This window comes from Chryseobacterium daecheongense, assembly GCF_003729955.1.
GTDB lineage: Bacteria > Bacteroidota > Bacteroidia > Flavobacteriales > Weeksellaceae > Chryseobacterium > Chryseobacterium daecheongense.
The window spans coordinates 116078-134958 of record NZ_RJTX01000004.1 but is presented as its reverse complement, the minus strand read 5'-3'; the positions used below and the strand labels follow the sequence as shown (position 1 = coordinate 134958).

The following is an 18881-nucleotide window of genomic DNA, read 5'->3' as shown; positions in this document are numbered from 1 at the left end:
TATAATAGAATTGAAAACAGAACTAAACTATATTAATTTCTCGTATCAAACCAATTCCCAAAAGGAATATCATATCCCGTTAAGCTATCAGCTTTTTGGGCAAGAACTCTTTACAGCACCTATCATTTTAGTAACCCATGCCTTAACTGGAAATTCAAATGTTTCGGGAGAAAAAGGATGGTGGAAACAGCTGATAGGAAAAAACCAGATTATTGATACGGACAAGTACACTGTTCTGTGTTTCAATATTCCCGGAAACGGCTATGATGATTTTTTAATTGACGAATATGAAGATTTCACCCCTTCGGATATAGCCAATATATTTTTGAAGGGACTTGAGACTTTAAACATACAAAACTTATACGCCATTATAGGAGGCTCTCTTGGAGGAGGAATTGGATGGGAAATGTTGGCGAAACGTCCTCAATTAGCAGAAATTTTTATTCCTATTGCCTGCGATTTTAAAACACATGACTGGCTTCATGCTCAATGCCTTGTCCAGAAATTTTTACTGAACAGTAATGATGAGCCTTTACAGAAAGCAAGAGTCCATGCGATGTTGTGTTACAGGACCCCGCAATCACTCAATGACAGATTTCAAACTCAATATAACCAGCAAAAGAAACGTCTGGAATCAGAAGACTGGTTGATATATCATGGGAATGCATTAAGCGAAAGATTTAGTTTAAAAGCATATAAATTGATGAATCATTTGCTGATGAATATCAATACGGAAGAGAAAATGTTAGAGAAAATAGATGCACGAATGCACATGATCTCTGTAGATTCCGATCTGTTTTTTCCTGCCTCGGAAATTCGAATGTGCTTCGAAAGGCTGAAAGAAAAAAAAGATAATGTTTTCTATCATGAGATCCAATCAATACATGGGCACGACGCCTTCTTAATGGAATACGAACAATTAAATAATATCATAAAACATATTTTGTAAAGAATGAAATGGAGCTTTTTGCGAAGTTCCATCTGACAAAAAAATAAATAAGTTACAGATGAAAAATGCTAACGAAATAAAATTTTTAAAGAACAGATCAATCATTAAGTTCGAAGGAGAAGATTTTTTAGGAGAAATCGGAGTAGACGGACGAATTTTTAAAGCACTTACATTGGCAAGAATCAGTGTAGGAGTAATTTCCCAGCAAGCTATTGAAAACGGGATCTCCATTCTGGTTCATGAAAATGATGCAGAAAATGCAGTGAGCTGCCTGATAGAAGAATTTGAAGCCGAAAGAAGATCAGGAAAAGTTTCACAGATTTATAGTATCAACAATGTTTCTGTTTTAGGTTTTGTATCCGAGGATTATAATAAAGTACTTGTTGAATTGGCAAGAAATAACGTTTTCCCATTACTTTTAAATCAGATTGCAAGTGAAAACAGAGTAAACATCGTAGTCACTTCTTCGCAGGACGAAAAAGCAAAAAATATCATCGAGTCTGAAATTTTCAAAAAACCTAAAACCGTTCATCTGGCGATCATCGGACATGGAAATGTTGGAAAAACCCTGATCGATCAGGTATTGGAATCTTCAGAAGAAATCAAAAGACGTAAAAAAATAGATCTTAAAGTGGTTGCTGTAGCCAATTCCAAAAAAATTGCCTTCAATAAAAAAGGTTTTGACAATAATTGGGGTGATGAGGTTTTGGTTGCAGAAAACCCTTCCAATGTAGAAACCCTTATTAATTTCTCCAAGGAAAACCAGTTGGAAAACCTGATCGTAGTTGATAATACCGCAAGCAAAGACTTTGTTAAAAACTATCACGCGTTGGCCGAAAACGGATTTGATCTTGTTTCTTCCAATAAAATCTTCAACACATTACCTATTGAAGAATACCGTAAACTAAGATATACGTTGAACAAAAATAACAGACGTTATCTCTATGAAACCAATGTGGGAGCAGGTTTACCATTGATCGATACCATTAAATTATTACACCTTTCCGGTGAGAATATAACAAGAATCAAAGGGGTATTTTCAGGAACGTTGAGCTATGTCTTCAATAATTTTTCTTTAAGAGATGACAAATTTTCAACAATTATCAACGAAGCTTTGGAAAAAGGGTATACCGAGCCAGATCCAAGAGAGGATTTATCCGGAAATGATGTGGCAAGAAAGCTATTGATTTTGGCGAGAGAACTTGACCTTATTAATGAATTTGATGATATCAATATCCAAAATCTTGTCCCTGAAAGTTTATTATCCGTGTCCAAACAAGAATTCCTTTCCAGATTGGATGAGCTTGATGAAGAATATCAGAAAATTAAAGAAAATCAGGAAGAGGGACACGTGTTGAGATATGTTGGAGATCTGCATGGAGATTTACAGAAAGATAAAGGAGAACTTGATGTAAAACTGGTTTCAGTTCCGGCAAGCTCGGCTTTAGGACAATTAAAAGGTTCAGATTCCATTTTTGAGATCTACACAGAAAGTTATGGCGAAAACCCAATTGTAATTATGGGAGCCGGAGCTGGAGCTCAGGTTACGGCAAGAGGTGTTTTCGGAGATATTTTAAGAGTAAGTGAAACCAAATAATATAAAATCTAACAATTTAACAATGTAGAGAGGTAGCAATGAATTGTCACTCTGAGCGAAGCGAAGAATCTCATTGGAAACGGATACATTGTTACATTTTAATTAAACTATATGGAAAATTTTGAAACATTGGCAATAAGAACACAAACGGAAAGAAGCCAGTTTGATGAACACTCTACACCGTTGTATCTTACATCCAGCTTTATTTTTCAGGATGCGGAAGATATGAGGGCGAGCTTCGCAGAAGAAAAATCTAAAAATTTGTACAGCCGTTTTTCTAATCCTAATGTGACTGAGTTCACCGATAAGATTGCAAAAATGGAAGGGGCGGAAGCAGGATATGCTTTTGCAACAGGAATGGCCGCCATCTACTCAACTTTTGCAACACTGTTGAATGCAGGAGATCACATTGTAAGCTGTCAGTCGGTTTTTGGGTCTACTCATACTTTGTTTACCAAATATTTTCCCAAATGGAATATAGAAACCACCTACTTCAAAGCCGAAGATGCAGAAAATGTTGAACAATATATTCAACCGAATACTAAAATCTTATATCTGGAAACACCCACCAACCCGGCCATTGAGATTTTAGATCTTGAATTTTTCGGACAGATTGCTAAGAAACATAATTTGATCTTCATTGTAGATAACTGTTTTGCAACACCTTATCTTCAGCAGCCGATAAAGTATGGTGCAGATATTGTTGTACATTCCGCAACAAAGCTGATTGACGGACAGGGAAGGGTTTTAGGAGGTGTGGCAGTAGGAAAAGCGGATCTGATAAGGGAAATTTATCTTTTTGCCAGAAATACAGGTCCGGCGATGTCACCTTTTAATGCATGGGTTCTATCCAAAAGCTTAGAAACATTGGCCATACGTGTTGAAAAGCACTGCGAAAATGCACTGAAGGTTGCCGAGTTTCTGGAAAGCCATCCCAATGTTGAATTTGTAAAATATCCGTTCCTGAAATCCCACCCTAGCTATGAGGTCGCCAAAAAGCAAATGAGATTAGGAGGGAATATTGTTGCCTTTGAGATCAAAGATGGAATTGAAGGTGGAAGAAAATTTTTGGATAATATCAAAATGTGCTCTTTGTCCGCCAACTTAGGAGATACAAGAACTATTGTAACCCACCCGGCCTCCACAACGCACTCTAAATTAACGGATGAGGAAAGAAATGAAGTGGGAATTACAGCTGGTTTGGTTCGTTGTTCAGCCGGTCTGGAAAATATAGATGATATCATAGCAGATTTAAAACAAGCTCTTGAAGCATAGCGGTTCGAAATAAAAAAAGTAAAAGAAAAAATGAAAAATATAGAATCACTTTATAAAGCGCTTACCGAAAGAATTCTTGTTCTGGATGGAGCTATGGGAACCATGCTTCAAAGGTACAAATTCGAAGAAGAGGATTACAGAGGAGAGCGCTTTAAAGATTGGGATCACCCTGTAAAAGGGAATAATGATCTGCTTTCTTTGACGCAGCCTCAAGCTATTGAAGAAGTTCACAGAAAGTATCTGGATGCAGGAGCAGATATTCTGGAAACCAATACGTTTTCCGGAACTACTATTGCTATGGCAGATTATCACATGGAAGATCTGGTGTATGAATTGAATTATGAATCTGCAAAGATTGCCAGGAAAGCCTGTGATGAATACACTGCTAAAAACCCGGATAAACCGAGATTTGTTGCAGGTTCTATAGGACCTACCAACAAAACGGCAAGTTTAAGTCCTGATGTGAATGACCCCGGTTATCGTGCCATTACTTTTGATGAATTGAGGATTGCCTATAAACAACAGGCAGAAGCTCTTTTGGATGGAGGATCAGATATTCTGTTAGTCGAAACTATTTTCGATACCCTGAATGCCAAAGCAGCTTTATTTGCCATTGATGAAATTCAGGAGGAAAGAAACATTAAAATTCCGATCATGGTTTCAGGGACGATTACTGATGCCTCAGGAAGAACGTTGAGCGGGCAGACTGCAGAAGCATTTTTAATCTCTATTTCACATTTGAACCTTTTAAGTGTTGGGTTCAACTGTGCATTGGGTGCTAATCAGCTGACGCCATATCTCGAAACATTAGCTCATAATTCAGAATTTTATGTTTCAGCGTATCCGAACGCAGGTTTGCCTAATGCATTCGGGAAATACGATGAAACGCCTGAGTTTATGGCTGAGCAGATTAAAGAATACGTAGAAAAAGGATTGATCAATATTATTGGCGGATGCTGTGGAACTACGCCGGATCATATTAAGGCAATTGCAGATCTGGTGAAAGAGTATCAGCCAAGAAAATTGAAGGAATTTGTCTGATTTGATAGATTTTTTTAATTAAAACGGGATATGGGGACAAGGTTATAAATATTATCTTTAAATAAACCACAAAATTTAATAATAATGGAAAAGCCGAGTTACTTAAAAGATTCAGATGATGCAAAATTATTTAATGAACTAAGAAAGAAAGTGAACCAACGAGTAGAAGCAATTCCTGAGAATAGGGATATCTATATTCGGATCAAAGCGGTTATTCTGCCTTTGGTGTATTTTGGGTTGTATTTCTTTGCCATTTTTAATGCGGATAAACCTTGGATATATATTCTCAGCTTTTTATTAATGGGTATTTCATTGGTCTTGATTTATTTGAATCTTATTCATGAAGCTGCCCATAATAATATTTACAAGAGCAAAAGATTAAATGGACTGGTATTGCAGATTTTTGATTTTGTGGGAGCCAATTCCTACATCTGGAAAAAAAGACATATTGCAAGCCATCATGCATATCCGAATGTGGATGGATGGGATACAGATATTGAACAGAGCGGATTGCTTTTAATTATTCCATGGATCAAAGCTAAGGGGATTCAAAAATATCAGCATAAGTTTTTCTTTTTGGTATATCCTCTTTATTTGTTCAATTGGATGTTCATCAGGGACTTTAGAGATTTTTTTGATAACAACAGAGTCATCTTAAAAACCCAGGGTTCCATTCCTGTTGTTGAAAAGGTGAAAATGGTTGGGTATAAGTTATTCTACTTCTTTTATCAGATTGCAGTTCCGATTCTGTTTTTTAAAGTGTCTGTTGGCTTGGCTTTGGGAGCCTGGTTTTTGCAGGTGATTGCGGCAAGTATTTTTGCACTATTTGTTTTGCTGCCTCTGCATCCGCTTCCGGATAATGCCTTTCCAAAATTGGACGAAAAAAACGGACTTCCTTTCAGCTGGCTTCATCACCAGTTTGAAGTAACGAATGATTTAGCGGAAAACAACTGGTTTGTGAGGAATGTTTTGGGGAATTTCAACTTCCATGTAGCCCACCATTTATTTCCGAATTACAGTTATCTGTATTATAATGAGATTACGGATGAGATCGAAAAATTTGCAAAAGAACATAATCTGGCATATAAAAGATTCCCCATTTTAACGGCTTTAGGCAAACATGTGGATTTGCTTAAACAAAATGCAAACAATGCATATTACATTTTAGAAGAATAAAAAACTGAATGAGATATTTAAGATTATCGGGGCTTGAGCCTCTTATCATAACACCGGAAAGTAATTTCATTAATGTTGGTGAAAGAACCAATGTAGCCGGGTCCAAAAAATTTTTAAGATTAATAAAAGAAGAAAAATTTGCTGAAGCATTGGATATTGCCCGCCATCAAGTGGAAGGTGGGGCACAAATTCTCGATGTCAATTTTGATGATGGTTTAATTGATGGAAAAGCTTCCATGATTAAATTCCTGAATTTAATTGCTTCAGAGCCGGATATTGCAAGAATCCCCATCATGGTCGATTCTTCCAAATGGGAAATTTTGGAGGCCGGACTTCAGGTGGTACAAGGGAAATGTGTGGTCAATTCCATCAGTTTGAAAGGAGGTGAAGAAGAATTCATCAAACAAGCCAAAATCATCAAAAGATATGGTGCCGCGGTAATTGTTATGGCATTCGATGAGGTAGGGCAGGCTGATAATCTGGAACGTAGAATTGAAATTTCAAAACGCTCCTATGATATTTTGGTTAACCAACTGAACTTTCCTCCGGAAGACATTATTTTCGATTTAAATATCTTCCCGGTAGCAACGGGAATGGAGGAACACAGAAAAAATGCCATTGATTTTATCGAAGCTACGAGATGGGTTCGTCAAAACCTTCCTTATGCATCCGTGAGTGGTGGCGTAAGCAACGTTTCATTCTCTTTCCGTGGGAATGATACCGTAAGAGAAGCGATGCACTCCGTATTTCTTTACCATGCTATTCAGGCAGGAATGAATATTGGAATTGTAAATCCAGCCATGTTGGAAGTATATGATGAAATCAACAAAGAATTGCTGGAGTTGGTAGAAGATGTTATTCTGGATAGAAGAGATGATGCTACGGAAAGACTTCTTGACTACTCAGAGAAGCATAAGTCTGTAAAAAAAGAAAAAGTTGAGGACCTGGAATGGAGAACTCATCCGTTACAGGACAGAATTACTCACGCCTTGGTAAAAGGGATCGATCGTTTCATTGAAGAAGATGTTGAAGAAGCAAGACAATTGGCAGAAAAGCCACTTCATGTCATTGAAATCAACTTAATGACGGGAATGGGTGTTGTAGGAGATTTATTCGGAAGTGGAAAAATGTTTCTTCCCCAAGTGGTAAAATCGGCGAGAGTAATGAAGAAGGCAGTAGCTTATCTCCAACCTTATATAGAAGCCGAAAAGGATAGTTCAAAGCCTGCGAACGGAAAGATATTAATGGCAACCGTCAAAGGAGATGTTCATGATATCGGTAAAAATATTGTGAGTGTGGTTTTGGGGTGTAACAATTACGAAATTGTAGATCTTGGAGTGATGGTTCCTGCAGAAAAAATTATCCAGACCGCCATTGAGGAAAAAGTGGATGTTATAGGATTAAGCGGTTTGATTACACCAAGTTTGGACGAAATGGTGTACATCGCATCGGAATTGGAAAGACAAAATCTTGATTTTCCTTTATTGATAGGTGGTGCAACGACTTCGAAAGCACACACCGCCGTGAAAATCGATTTGAAATATAAAAATGCAGTAGTTCACGTGAATGATGCTTCCAGAGCGGTGAATGTGGTAAGTTCATTACTGGGAGACAGAAACAAAGAATATGTTGCGGATTTAAAAAATGATTATTCAGATTTCAGAGAAAAATTCCTGAACAGACAGGTGGATAAGGATTATGTTTCCATTGAAGAGGCAAGAAAAAATAAATTTAAAATTGATTGGGAAAACGAAGAGATATTTGAACCTAACCAATTAGGAGTAACTATTATTGAAAATCAGGATTTAAGAGAATTATTACCTTTTATTGACTGGTCTCCTTTTTTCAGAAGCTGGGATCTGCATGGAAAATATCCGAATATTTTGGAAGATGCGGTGGTTGGTGCTCAGGCAAAAGAATTATTTAAAGATGCTCAGGTTATTTTAAATAGAATTTTAGATGAAAAGTTATTAACTGCAAAAGCTATTTTCGGAATTTTTAAAGCTAATTCTGATGAATCAGATGATATCATTATTTATGATGAAAATAATCATGAGCAAGCAAAATTCTTAACATTGAGACAGCAGGCTCAGCGTTCAAAAGGAAAAGATTATCTGGCATTAAGTGATTTCATTGCTCCTCAAAGCTCCGGAAAAACTGACTATATGGGTGCCTTTTGTGTGACCGCGGGTTTTGGAACCGATGAACTTGCTGCTGAATACGAAAAAGCAAATGATGATTACAACGCCATCATGGTGAAAGCTCTTGCAGACAGGTTTGCAGAAGCTTATGCTGAGTTTTTACATAAAAAAGTAAGAACAGAATATTGGGGGTATGCGAATCAGGAAAACTTAAGCAACGAGGACCTGATCGCCGAAAAATATAAAGGAATCCGTCCGGCTCCGGGGTATCCGGCTTGCCCTGATCATTTGGAGAAGAAAACCATTTGGAATTTATTGAAAGTGGAAGAAAATACAGGTGTTTTCTTGACAGAAAGTTTGGCAATGTTTCCAACGGCTTCGGTTTCTGGATATTATTTTGGAAGTCCGCATGCCAAATATTTCGGGCTTGGGAAAATCACAGAAGATCAATTGGAAGATTACGCTGCAAGAAGAGGGTGTAGTATTGAAGAAGCTAAAAAATGGTTGTCACCTAATTTGGCATAATAAGAATAAACTAGGATTAAATATACAATGAAGATAACTGAACATATAAAAAAGGCTGATGGAAAAACTTTATTTTCTTTAGAAGTAGTTCCGCCGCAAAAAGGAATCGGGATTGAAGATCTATACCGGAATATTGATCCGTTAATGGAATTCAAACCTCCTTTCATAGATGTTACCACTTCCAGAGAAGAATATATTTATATAGATAAAGGAAACGGATTGATGGAACGCCGCATTACGAGAATGCGCCCCGGAACATTAGGTATCTGTGCCGCCATTCAGCATAAATATAATGTGGATACAGTTCCACACTTACTTTGTGGAGGTTTTACAAAAGAAGAAACAGAATACCTGCTGGTAGATTGTATGTACCTTGGAATAGACAATGTAATGGCATTGAGAGGAGATGCGATGAAAGGGCATCAATACTTCGAACCAACCCAGGGAGGGCATGCGAGTGCTATGGATCTGGTTCATCAGATTAACAATTTAGGCCGCGGAAAATATCTTCATGATGAAGACCAGGTCTGTGATGAGCATAATAAATTCTGTATTGGAGTTGCCGGCTATCCTGAAAAACATATAGAAGCACCTTCCATGAATTATGATCTGAAATGGCTGAAAGAAAAAGTAGACGCAGGGGCAGATTATATTGTTACCCAAATGTTTTTTGATAATAAAAAATTCATTGAATTTGTACAGAAAGCGAGAGAAATGGGAATTACTGTTCCTATTATTCCGGGGATTAAACCTATTGCTACCAAAAAACACCTGAAATTGTTACCACAGGTTTTTAAAATAGATTTACCAGAAGAATTGATCAATGAAGTGGAAAAAGCTAAAAATAATGAAGCCGTAAAAGAGATTGGAATAGAATGGGCGATCGCACAATGCAAGGAACTTTTAGATTTTGGTGTACCTGTATTGCACTTTTATTCAATGGGGAAAAGTGATAATATTAAGAAAGTAGCCGGAGAGCTGTTTTAAATAAAAAGCCTTGTAAATCTACAAGGCTTTTTATTTTATTGATTTAAGAACTTAACTAGTTTGATTAAGTCTTCTTCTCTATCAAACTTTATTTTATTAGATTTAAAGAATTCCGTTAAAGAATCTTTCATCTCTGGTAACTGAGCAATAATATCTTTTTGATTTCTAGGTTTTTTAATAAAACCATTGCTTGTTTTGATATAATAAATAGGGTCAAGCAATTTGAAATTGGCTGGCTTGTCACTTGTATATGAACTGTTAGCCGGAACCGCATCTACAAATTTTGTTTTAAGCTTTTTGTACAGAGAATATTTCGGACCTGCTGCTAATTCAAAGAAATAACCACTAAATTCATCATTAGTCTCTAATAAAACAAGGGTTTGCTTAGGGGATAAAATTTCTATCCTGGAAAATTTGGATTCTTTCGGAAGAACCAATGTTTTTCCATCCCTTTCAAATTCAACCTGATCAGCATAACTGTTATATCTTACATAAACCTTTTCATAATTTTCCGCAATCTTCGCATCAACAAACATTTTGTTCAAATAAGGAGAACCAACAACATCATCGTATGTTAAACTTCCTCCCGAATTTTCAGATCTGATTCTGTTAGAAAATGTACTTCCATCAGCAATATCATTTTTAGTAAGAACAGGACCGTTCTGAGCATTTAAAGCAATAAATGATACGATAAAAATACTAGTAATTAATTTTTTCATTTCAAGTTTTCAATTTTTTAGTATAAATATTATTCAAATATATGATTTATCTAGTTAAAAATTAAGCTTTTACTACTCAATACAACGAAAAAATGTTTATTTTCTTATATGATGGGGAATGACAGGATTACAGTGATAGTAGAGATCTACGGTATTTTCATCTATAAAATAGGATGTCTTTCAAAAGGTAGCTCTCGGTCAAACAGATATCTGTAAGTGGCTAATTTTCTGGTTACCGTAGTATCAAGGTTTTCTGCAATTTTAATCATCTTAGGATTAAAATCTCCGATCCACTGAAGTTCCGTCACGGTGAAATCCGTATGTTTCCTCAAATGCTGCGTTCCTTCCCAGATCATGAAGCCGTCAATTCCTTTTTTTTGCCATTCCGGAACGACACCGAAAACAAGACCAACCATTTTTTCGTTCTTCTTAAACTTTTTATACCACAGGAATTTCAGCTTTTCAATCGGCCCGAATTTTCCATTCAGGTATTTAAACCATTGATTGAGATCAGGGAGATTCATCCACATGGCAATAGGTTTTTCATTTTCGTAGACGAACCAGGAAATATGCTCATTAATGATAGGTTTCATGGTTTTGAACATCTTCAGAACCTTGGCTTCTTCTATCTGTTTTCCTTCTCCATGTGCAGCCCAGGCTTTATTATAAATCTCGGTAAAATCTTTGGCGAACTTTTCAAGATTATTTTTTTTCATAGGCAAGGCAGAAATTTCAGGATTTCTCTTATGCTTCTGATGCATTACAGTAAAAACCCGGGACACTTCTCCGAAAATCGGTCTTGAAAAACACAGCTGTTCAAAGTAAATTTTAAAGCCGTAGTTTTCAAAAAGATCTACATAATAAGGGAAATTGTAATTCATTCCATACAAAGGTTCCATAAATCCTTCGATAAGGAGTCCCCAGAATTTATCCCGTTCCCCCAAATTAATTGGTCCATCCATGGCTTCCATTCCTCTTTCCATGAGCCATTGCTTACAATGATCAAAAATAAAATTGGCTGTTTCCTGATCATTAATACAATCAAAAAAACCTATCCCACCCGTAGGCTGATTCTGCCTATAAAGCTTATTCACAAAAACAGCTACTTTTCCTACAGTCTCACTTTTTTTATTTTTAAACAAAAGCCGTTGGCATTCTCCATTTTTGAAGAATTTGTTTTTTTCGGGATTAAAAATAGCTTCGATGTCCTTGTCTAAAGGACGGATGTAGTTTTTGTCATGTTGATAAAGTCGGGATGGGAACTCTAAAAATTCCTTTTTCTGGGTTTCATTCTGTACCTCTTCAACAATAATCATAGTTTACATAAATGGGTGGGTGAAAAGATAATATTTTTTCATTCAAATTGAAATAAGAAAAAAGATATTATCCGTATTTTTGCTGCAAATTAAATAAAAATGGTTGATTTTACTGATAACGACGATGATATTTTCACAGGAAAAGAACATACGCCTATACGTAAAGATGCTTTTGATAAATCGCCAGAGGAAAAGATAGAAAAGATAACGGAACTCTTTGGAGAGATCATGTACACCTTAGGAATGGATATGACGGATGATTCTTTAAAAGACTCTCCGAAACGTGTGGCAAAAATGTATGTGAATGAGATTTTCGGAGGGCTTCTTCCTGAAAATAAACCCGGAATTTCCACGTTCTCCAATAAATATAAATACCGCCAGATGTTGGTGGAGAAAGACATTACCGTATATTCTTTCTGTGAACATCATTTTTTGCCCATCATTGGAAAGGCGCATGTGGCCTATATCTCCAATGGTGAAGTTATTGGTCTTTCCAAAATCAACAGGATTGTAGATTACTATGCAAAAAGACCACAGGTTCAGGAAAGATTAACGATGCAGATTGTGGATGCACTTAAAGAAGCATTAGGTACAAAAGATGTAGCGTGTATTATTGATGCAAAACATTTGTGTGTCAATTGCAGAGGAATTAAAGATACAGCAAGCTCTACCATCACAGCAGAATTAAGTGGAATTTTCAGAACCAATCCGATTACAAGACAAGAATTTCTGCATTATGTAGGCAGTCATGCAAAATTTGATTAAATTGAACGCTAAATGAATTACCAGATCCTTAAAAATATCATTGATGCAGAACTTCAGAGATTTGAAACCATTTCTGAAGAAGATTGGTGGTATAAAATTTCACCCGAAAAATGGTCTAGAAAAGAAATTTTAGGACATCTTTGTGATAGTGCTTTAACCAATATCAGAAGATTTGTGGTCACTCAGTACAAGGAGAATGAGAATATTGTATATGATCAGGACTTTTGGGTAAAAGCTCAAAATTATCAGCATGTCCCGACTTCAGATATTATCAACCTCTGGAAATTTTTGAATGGACAGATCGTTCATACTGTTGGAAATATCCCGGATGAGGCTCTGAAAAGAACTTGTGATACCACAAAAACGAATCCTCAGAGATTTACTTTAGAATACATCATTCAGGATTATATAGATCATTTACAATATCACTTAAAGGCCATTTAATAATGATAAAATTTAAAAAAGTTTCAAATAAAATCTTTCTTGCAACCATTATCTGTTGTTGCTGAAATTATAATAGTTAGGAGATTTCAAACTTCTAATAGGAAGCTTTATTAAATCATTAAATCAAAAATAAAAAATGCAACTAAAAATATATAATTCGCTTACAGCAGAAAAAGAAATATTCAAACCTATTTTGGAAGGAAATGTCGGAATGTATGTTTGTGGACCTACTGTTTACAGCAATGTACATTTGGGGAATGTGAGAACTTTCCTTTCTTTCGACTTTATCTACCGTACTTTAATGCATTTGGGGTACAAAGTGAGATATGTAAGAAATATCACAGACGCGGGTCACCTTACAGACGATGGGAATGTAGAAAACGACAGGTTTGTAAAGCAAACCCGCCTTGAAAAGCTGGAGCCGATGGAAATCGTACAGAAATATACAGTAGACTTTCATAAAGTTCTGGAAATGTTCAATCTTCTGCCACCGAATATTGAGCCTACTGCAACAGGCCATATTGTGGAACAGATTGAGTTAACTCAAAAATTAATTGAAAGAGGATTTGCTTACGAGAGCAATGGCTCTGTATATTTCGATGTTCTTGAATACAACAAAAGAGGACTGAATTACGGAGAACTTTCAAAACGAAATATAGAAGAACTTTTTGCCAATACCCGTGATTTGGACGGACAGGGCGAGAAGAAAAATCCACAGGATTTTGCCTTATGGAAAAAAGCTTCTCCGGCTCACATTATGAGATGGAATTCGCCTTGGGGAGAAGGTTTCCCGGGATGGCATCTTGAATGTACTGCGATGAGCACAAAATATTTAGGTGAAAATTTCGACATCCACGGAGGTGGGATGGATCTGAAATTCCCACACCACGAATGTGAGATTGCACAAGGAAAAGCTTGCAATGATACTGCTCCGGTCAATTACTGGATGCATGCGAATATGCTGACGATGAACAGTCAGCGTATGAGTAAATCAACAGGGAACTATATTTTACCGATGCAATTGGTTTCAGGAGAAAATGATTTCTTTGAAAAACCATTTCACCCTTCGATTGTACGTTTTTGCTTCCTTCAGGCTCATTACAGAAGTGTTTTGGATATTTCCAATGATGCCATGATTGCCAGTGAAAAAGGATTCATCAGATTGATGGAAGCCGTAAAAGTACTGAATTCAATAACTCCGGATGATACTAAGGAATCAGGATTCAATCTGGAGGAGTGGAAAAATAAATGTTATGAAGCGTTAACGGATGATTTTAACTCGCCGATTCTTATTGCTCATTTATTTGAAGCGGTGAAATTTATTTTTGCTTTGAATGATGGAAAAGAAACCATTTCTTCGAAAGATCTGGAAGATTTAAAATCTACGTTAAATGCCTTTATCTTTGATGTGTTGGGACTTCAGACCATCGAAGAAAATAACAACGAAAAGTTAGACCAAACTTTAAAAGTTTTAATTGAATTAAGAAACCAGGCAAGAAAAGCTAAAAACTTTGAGCTGTCAGACCAGATCAGAGATAAGCTTCTTGCGGAAGGTATCGAGTTAAAAGACGGAAGAGACGGTACAACTTATGTTTTAAATTAGATCGATAAACATACTTATATTCTCTCGCAGATTTTGAGGATACGCAGATTTTAGACAATCATCTGCTCAATCCTCAAAATCTGCGAGAGTTTTTTATACACCACTTTCTCAGTCTTGTCATTCTGAGCGAAGCGAAGAATAAATTTCAACCAATATTTCTGGAAATAATAGTATTCAAAAACGTAGATTTTTTACAATTTCAATTCAAAAATTGTGTAACTTAGTCATACTAAAATGATTACGAATCTAAATCCTACATATTATGAAAAAACATTTATTCCCTCTATTCTTATTAGTATTAGGCGTTAATGCTCATGCACAGCAAGATTTTTTTGCATTAACAGGCAAAGACACACCTAACATTGTTTTTAATGACTTTCGTGCAATAGATGTGGCAAACGGAACTTCCGGGGAAAGTGTTTTCACTTCGGAAATGTCTCCGAAAGTATTTTCACAGCAAAGAAATTCATCGGTAACGGAAGATAAAACGGCTTACAATCACTCCCAGTCAGCAACAATGGCTGCTCTTGCCTATGATGCATTGAATAACAATCTGGTATATATGCCAATGTTCTCTTCCAATATCTATGTGTTGAATTCTAAATCCCAAGAAATCACTTTAGTCGAAAATTCAGTGGCGAGAGTAACCTCTTGTGATATTAATTCTCATATTACAAGAATGACAACCGGATATGATGGAAATATTTATGCGATTAATAATGCCGGAACACAATTCTTGCAGATCAGCAGAAAAAATAGCCAGTATGTGGTGAATGATCTCGGAATCATAAAAGATGATGCAGGAAACGGTAAAAATTCTTTCACGACTATTGAAACCGGCTTCGGCGGAGACATGATTGCAGATGCTGAAAATAATTTCTATGTTTTTTCAGCTTCAGGAAATGTATATAAGGTGGTAGCGAAAGAATTAAAAGCAAAATTCATTGGAAAAATAGTAGGAATCCCTGAAAATTATTCCGTAAATGGTGCTGCTGTGAATTCCAAAGGAAAAGTAATCATTGCAAGCGCAAAAGGAGCTCCTTTATACGAAGTAGAGTTGGAATCATTGCAGGCAAAACAGCTTCCGGGAGAACAAAATCTTCACATTTACGATCTGGCCAGCAAATATTTTATAAATGATAGAGCGACATCCATTAACCCTATCGCGAATTTAGATATTTATCCTACCAGAGTAGATGAACAGTTTATCAATGTTAGTGGTAATGATAAAACTTTGAAAGGAAATCTGAAACTTACGGTTTTTGATATTTCCGGTAAAAGTGTGATGAAGCAGAGTTTATCAGTGAAAAATGGTTCATTAGAACAGCAGGTTCATCTGAAAAACCTTGTAAGCGGAGCTTATATAGTAAGCATCACGGATGAAGCAGGTAAAATATTATTGAACAAGAAAATTCTGGTTACGGAATAATCCACTACATTTGTTTAAAATTAAACCTTTTCAAGTATTTTGGGAAGGTTTTTTTAATGAATATTTGATATTCAAGAAGTTTTATTTTTCGAGATTAAAATGTATTTTTATAAAAAAATGTAAATGAAGCTATACTTTAATATAGGTTACAGCACAAAAGTCGGTGAATCCCTGAAGTTGGTTATTAACGAAGAAGGTGCTGTTTCCAAAATCCATACAATGTTTTATACAGAAAACGGTTTGTGGAAATGCGAAGTAGACTATTTCTCAAAATCGGTTTCTTACCAATATCGGCTTATTGATGAAAGGGGAAATATAGTGAAAGAAGAATTTGTACCACATCATCTTCAATTTCCTCATAACTATAAAGAGTTTATCATCTTTGATGAATGGAATAATAAGAATTTCCCTGAAAATTACCTGAATAATAAAATTCTTCACAATAAGCTCAATCAGTTTGTACCTGAAAAAATATCTGTTCTAAAAAAACATACCCATTTATTCAGAATTGAAGCTCCGATTTACAATCCGGACTGGAAAATTGTTTTGATCGGAAGTACAGATTCATTGGGAAACTGGGATTATGAAAAAGCAATTCATCTTTCACAAACTGATTTCGGAGTCTGGGAAACCTCTCTTGAAATTCCTGAAAATGAGTTTATCCAATATAAATATTGCCTTTACGATAAGAAAGAAGAAAGAGTAATTGACGTAGAAACCGGGGAGAACAGATTTACGGTAGGCAATCCGGTAAAAGATGTCTTGCAGGTTGTTTCCAACCATTATTTCAGGTTTAAGGCTTACCAGATGTATCATGATGCAGGAGTGGCAGTACCTGTATTCTCTTTAAGAAGCGAAAATGGGTTTGGAGTTGGAGAATTTTCCGATATGAAAAAACTGGCGGACTGGGCAAAAGAGACCAACCTCGGAATTATCCAGATTTTGCCGATCAATGATACAACAGCCAATTATTCGTGGACAGATTCTTATCCTTATGCTGCCGTTTCTGTATATGCGCTTCATCCACAATATATCTCATTAGAAAATCTTGATTTTCCATTACCGAAAGATTTAGTTGATGAGTATTTGGTTGATAAAGAGGAGCTTAATGCTCTTGATTTGATTGATTATGAAAGAATGATCAAATCAAAGTGGAAATATTTAACTGCGGTTTTCACGGCAGATAAAGATAAAATCTATAAAGACAGAAGCTTCAAAAAATTTATTAAGGATAATGAAGAATGGCTGATTCCTTATGCGGCATTTTGTGTATTAAGGGACAAGTACAAAAGTCCCAACTTTAATGACTGGAAAACCCACAAAAAATATATTGCAGGTAAAATTGCACAGTTCTTTTCTCCAAAAAGCAAAGATTATGATACTTCCATGCTGCATGCCTGGGTACAATTCCAGCTTCATAAGCAATTAAAAGATGCTATTGATTATACACACAGTTTAGGAGTATCCGTAAAAGGAGATCTGCCGATTGGTATTTACAGGTATTCTGTGGAAGCGTGGGCAGAACCGGAATTGTTCGGAATGGATTTCCAGGCAGGAGCACCGCCTGATCAGTTTACTGAGCTGGGTCAGAACTGGGAATTCCCAACCTATAATTGGGAAGCCATGAAAGAAGATGATTACCGCTGGTGGAAAAACAGGTTCAAAGCTTTAGAACAATATTTTGATGCCATGAGAATTGACCATATTCTAGGATTTTTCAGAATATGGAGAATGCCGATTTCTGCAACTCAGGGTATTTTAGGATATTTCTATCCGGCTGTACCCATTGTTTTGGGTGAATTCAAAGCATTGCATATCCCATTTAATTTTGACAGATATTGTAAGCCGTTCATCAACGATCAGATCCTTTGGAATTATTTCGGTGAAAATGCGAATAAAGCTTTTGAGTTTATTCAGAATAATCATAACGGAACCTATTCTTTTAAAGAAGAATTTGATACTCAAAGAAAGCTTTCCGATTTCTTTAAGAAAAATCCAAGAGGCCCGATAGAAGAACAATTAATTTCTCTTTGTGCGAATGTTTTGTTTTTAACGGAAGAAAGAAACGGAGAAACGGTGTATCATCCGAGATTTAATTTGTATAAAACAGATTCTTATCAATATCTTTCAGATTGGGAAAAGAAAACTCTTTATGATCTGTACCATGATTATTTTTTCAGAAGGCAGGATCATTTATGGTATGAAAAAGCAATGGAAAAGCTTCCGGTGATCTTAAATGCCACCGAAATGCTGATTTGTGGTGAAGATTTAGGTCTGGTTCCGGCTTGTGTACCGGTAGTAATGGATGAACTTGCGATTATTGCATTGAAAGTCCAGCGTATGCCTGCTGAAAACATTCCTTTCTATAATCCAAAGAATGCTTCCTATCTGAATGTAGTGACAGCTTCATCTCATGACAGCTCAACGTTAAGACAATGGTGGAAAGAGGACCCTGCACTGACTCAGAAATATTTTAACCAGCAATTGGTACAATACGGAAGATCTCCTGAAGAACTGGATTCTCATTTAGCAGAGATCATTATGAAACAGCACTTATATAATGATGCCATGTTAGCGATCTTCCCAATCCAGGAATTTTTAGCCACAGATAAAAGATTGACCAATGAGAATATGGACAATGAAAGGATCAATAATCCGGCAGTATTTCCTCATTATTGGCGGTATAGAATGCACCTGAAATTAGAAGACCTGAAAAATGAAGAAACGTTCAATGAAAAAATTGCTAATTGGGTCAAAGATAGTGGGAGAATGTAAATTTAACATTTGATTATCAATTAGTTAATGATATTTTAAAAGAAGTTTTATCGAAAGATTTAACTTCTTTTTTGTATTCATATCAAAGAAATAGAATAGAGATATTCTGCTATATATTAACCAATTAACGACTATAGAG

At 36.0% G+C, this 18881-nt stretch carries 14 protein-coding genes; 12 read left to right on the top strand and 2 right to left on the bottom strand.

Annotation, left to right across the window (positions count from 1 at the left end):
• The first annotated feature begins 10 nt into the window (after window positions 1-10).
• The 7 genes from EGI05_RS13940 (at window position 11) to metF (ending at window position 9691) form a co-directional block, all read left to right on the top strand.
• A complete protein-coding gene (locus EGI05_RS13940) occupies window positions 11-949 on the top strand; it encodes an alpha/beta fold hydrolase (RefSeq protein WP_123263663.1) in 939 nt (312 codons plus the stop codon).
• A 58-nt stretch (window positions 950-1007) separates the two neighbouring features.
• Entirely contained in the window at window positions 1008-2546 is a 1539-nt protein-coding gene (locus tag EGI05_RS13935) for an ACT domain-containing protein (RefSeq protein ID WP_123263662.1), read from the top strand.
• Window positions 2547-2657: 111 nt separating this feature from the next.
• Entirely contained in the window at window positions 2658-3821 is a 1164-nt protein-coding gene (locus EGI05_RS13930) for an O-succinylhomoserine sulfhydrylase (protein WP_123263661.1), read from the top strand.
• Between the two features lie 30 nt (window positions 3822-3851).
• Complete coding sequence (locus tag EGI05_RS13925; protein WP_123263660.1) at window positions 3852-4862, top strand: homocysteine S-methyltransferase family protein; 1011 nt, start codon at window positions 3852-3854, stop codon at window positions 4860-4862.
• Between the two features lie 84 nt (window positions 4863-4946).
• Window positions 4947-6038 (top strand): fatty acid desaturase family protein, encoded by a 1092-nt coding sequence (locus EGI05_RS13920; RefSeq protein ID WP_123263659.1) that lies wholly within the window; start codon window positions 4947-4949, stop codon window positions 6036-6038.
• Between the two features lie 8 nt (window positions 6039-6046).
• A complete protein-coding gene (gene metH, locus EGI05_RS13915; RefSeq protein WP_123263658.1) occupies window positions 6047-8704 on the top strand; it encodes a methionine synthase in 2658 nt (885 codons plus the stop codon).
• Window positions 8705-8731: 27 nt separating this feature from the next.
• Window positions 8732-9691 (top strand): methylenetetrahydrofolate reductase [NAD(P)H], encoded by a 960-nt coding sequence (gene metF, locus EGI05_RS13910; protein ID WP_123263657.1) that lies wholly within the window; start codon window positions 8732-8734, stop codon window positions 9689-9691.
• 35 nt (window positions 9692-9726) lie between these two features.
• Here the strand turns inward: metF and EGI05_RS13905 are convergent, their stop codons facing one another.
• Complete coding sequence (locus EGI05_RS13905) at window positions 9727-10410, bottom strand: hypothetical protein (protein ID WP_123263656.1); 684 nt, start codon at window positions 10408-10410, stop codon at window positions 9727-9729.
• Between the two features lie 161 nt (window positions 10411-10571).
• On the bottom strand, window positions 10572-11726 hold the full coding sequence (locus tag EGI05_RS13900; RefSeq protein WP_123263655.1) for a hypothetical protein: 1155 nt from the start codon (window positions 11724-11726) through the stop codon (window positions 10572-10574).
• A 99-nt stretch (window positions 11727-11825) separates the two neighbouring features.
• Here EGI05_RS13900 and folE point away from each other — a divergent pair, with 99 nt between their 5' ends.
• The 5 genes from folE (at window position 11826) to EGI05_RS13875 (ending at window position 18742) form a co-directional block, all read left to right on the top strand.
• A complete protein-coding gene (gene folE / locus EGI05_RS13895; protein WP_121462159.1) occupies window positions 11826-12491 on the top strand; it encodes a GTP cyclohydrolase I FolE in 666 nt (221 codons plus the stop codon).
• Between the two features lie 12 nt (window positions 12492-12503).
• Complete coding sequence (locus EGI05_RS13890; RefSeq protein ID WP_123263654.1) at window positions 12504-12935, top strand: DinB family protein; 432 nt, start codon at window positions 12504-12506, stop codon at window positions 12933-12935.
• 136 nt (window positions 12936-13071) lie between these two features.
• Complete coding sequence (gene cysS, locus EGI05_RS13885; protein ID WP_123263653.1) at window positions 13072-14538, top strand: cysteine--tRNA ligase; 1467 nt, start codon at window positions 13072-13074, stop codon at window positions 14536-14538.
• 262 nt (window positions 14539-14800) lie between these two features.
• Entirely contained in the window at window positions 14801-15967 is a 1167-nt protein-coding gene (locus tag EGI05_RS13880) for a T9SS type A sorting domain-containing protein (protein WP_123263652.1), read from the top strand.
• A 123-nt stretch (window positions 15968-16090) separates the two neighbouring features.
• Entirely contained in the window at window positions 16091-18742 is a 2652-nt protein-coding gene (locus EGI05_RS13875) for a 4-alpha-glucanotransferase (RefSeq protein WP_123263651.1), read from the top strand.
• Window positions 18743-18881: the final 139 nt, after the last annotated feature.

What these genes read in the sequence shown, in the direction of transcription:
- EGI05_RS13935 (WP_123263662.1), top strand. Translation starts at nt 1,008, where the DNA reads ATGAAAAATGCTAACGAAATAAAATTTTTAAAGAACAGATCAATCATT.
- EGI05_RS13930 (WP_123263661.1), top strand. Translation starts at nt 2,658, where the DNA reads ATGGAAAATTTTGAAACATTGGCAATAAGAACACAAACGGAAAGAAGC.
- EGI05_RS13925 (WP_123263660.1), top strand. Translation starts at nt 3,852, where the DNA reads ATGAAAAATATAGAATCACTTTATAAAGCGCTTACCGAAAGAATTCTT.
- EGI05_RS13920 (WP_123263659.1), top strand. Translation starts at nt 4,947, where the DNA reads ATGGAAAAGCCGAGTTACTTAAAAGATTCAGATGATGCAAAATTATTT.
- metH (WP_123263658.1), top strand. Translation starts at nt 6,047, where the DNA reads ATGAGATATTTAAGATTATCGGGGCTTGAGCCTCTTATCATAACACCG.
- metF (WP_123263657.1), top strand. Translation starts at nt 8,732, where the DNA reads ATGAAGATAACTGAACATATAAAAAAGGCTGATGGAAAAACTTTATTT.
- EGI05_RS13905 (WP_123263656.1), bottom strand. Translation starts at nt 10,410, where the DNA reads ATGAAAAAATTAATTACTAGTATTTTTATCGTATCATTTATTGCTTTA.
- EGI05_RS13900 (WP_123263655.1), bottom strand. Translation starts at nt 11,726, where the DNA reads ATGATTATTGTTGAAGAGGTACAGAATGAAACCCAGAAAAAGGAATTT.
- folE (WP_121462159.1), top strand. Translation starts at nt 11,826, where the DNA reads ATGGTTGATTTTACTGATAACGACGATGATATTTTCACAGGAAAAGAA.
- EGI05_RS13890 (WP_123263654.1), top strand. Translation starts at nt 12,504, where the DNA reads ATGAATTACCAGATCCTTAAAAATATCATTGATGCAGAACTTCAGAGA.
- cysS (WP_123263653.1), top strand. Translation starts at nt 13,072, where the DNA reads ATGCAACTAAAAATATATAATTCGCTTACAGCAGAAAAAGAAATATTC.
- EGI05_RS13880 (WP_123263652.1), top strand. Translation starts at nt 14,801, where the DNA reads ATGAAAAAACATTTATTCCCTCTATTCTTATTAGTATTAGGCGTTAAT.
- EGI05_RS13875 (WP_123263651.1), top strand. Translation starts at nt 16,091, where the DNA reads ATGAAGCTATACTTTAATATAGGTTACAGCACAAAAGTCGGTGAATCC.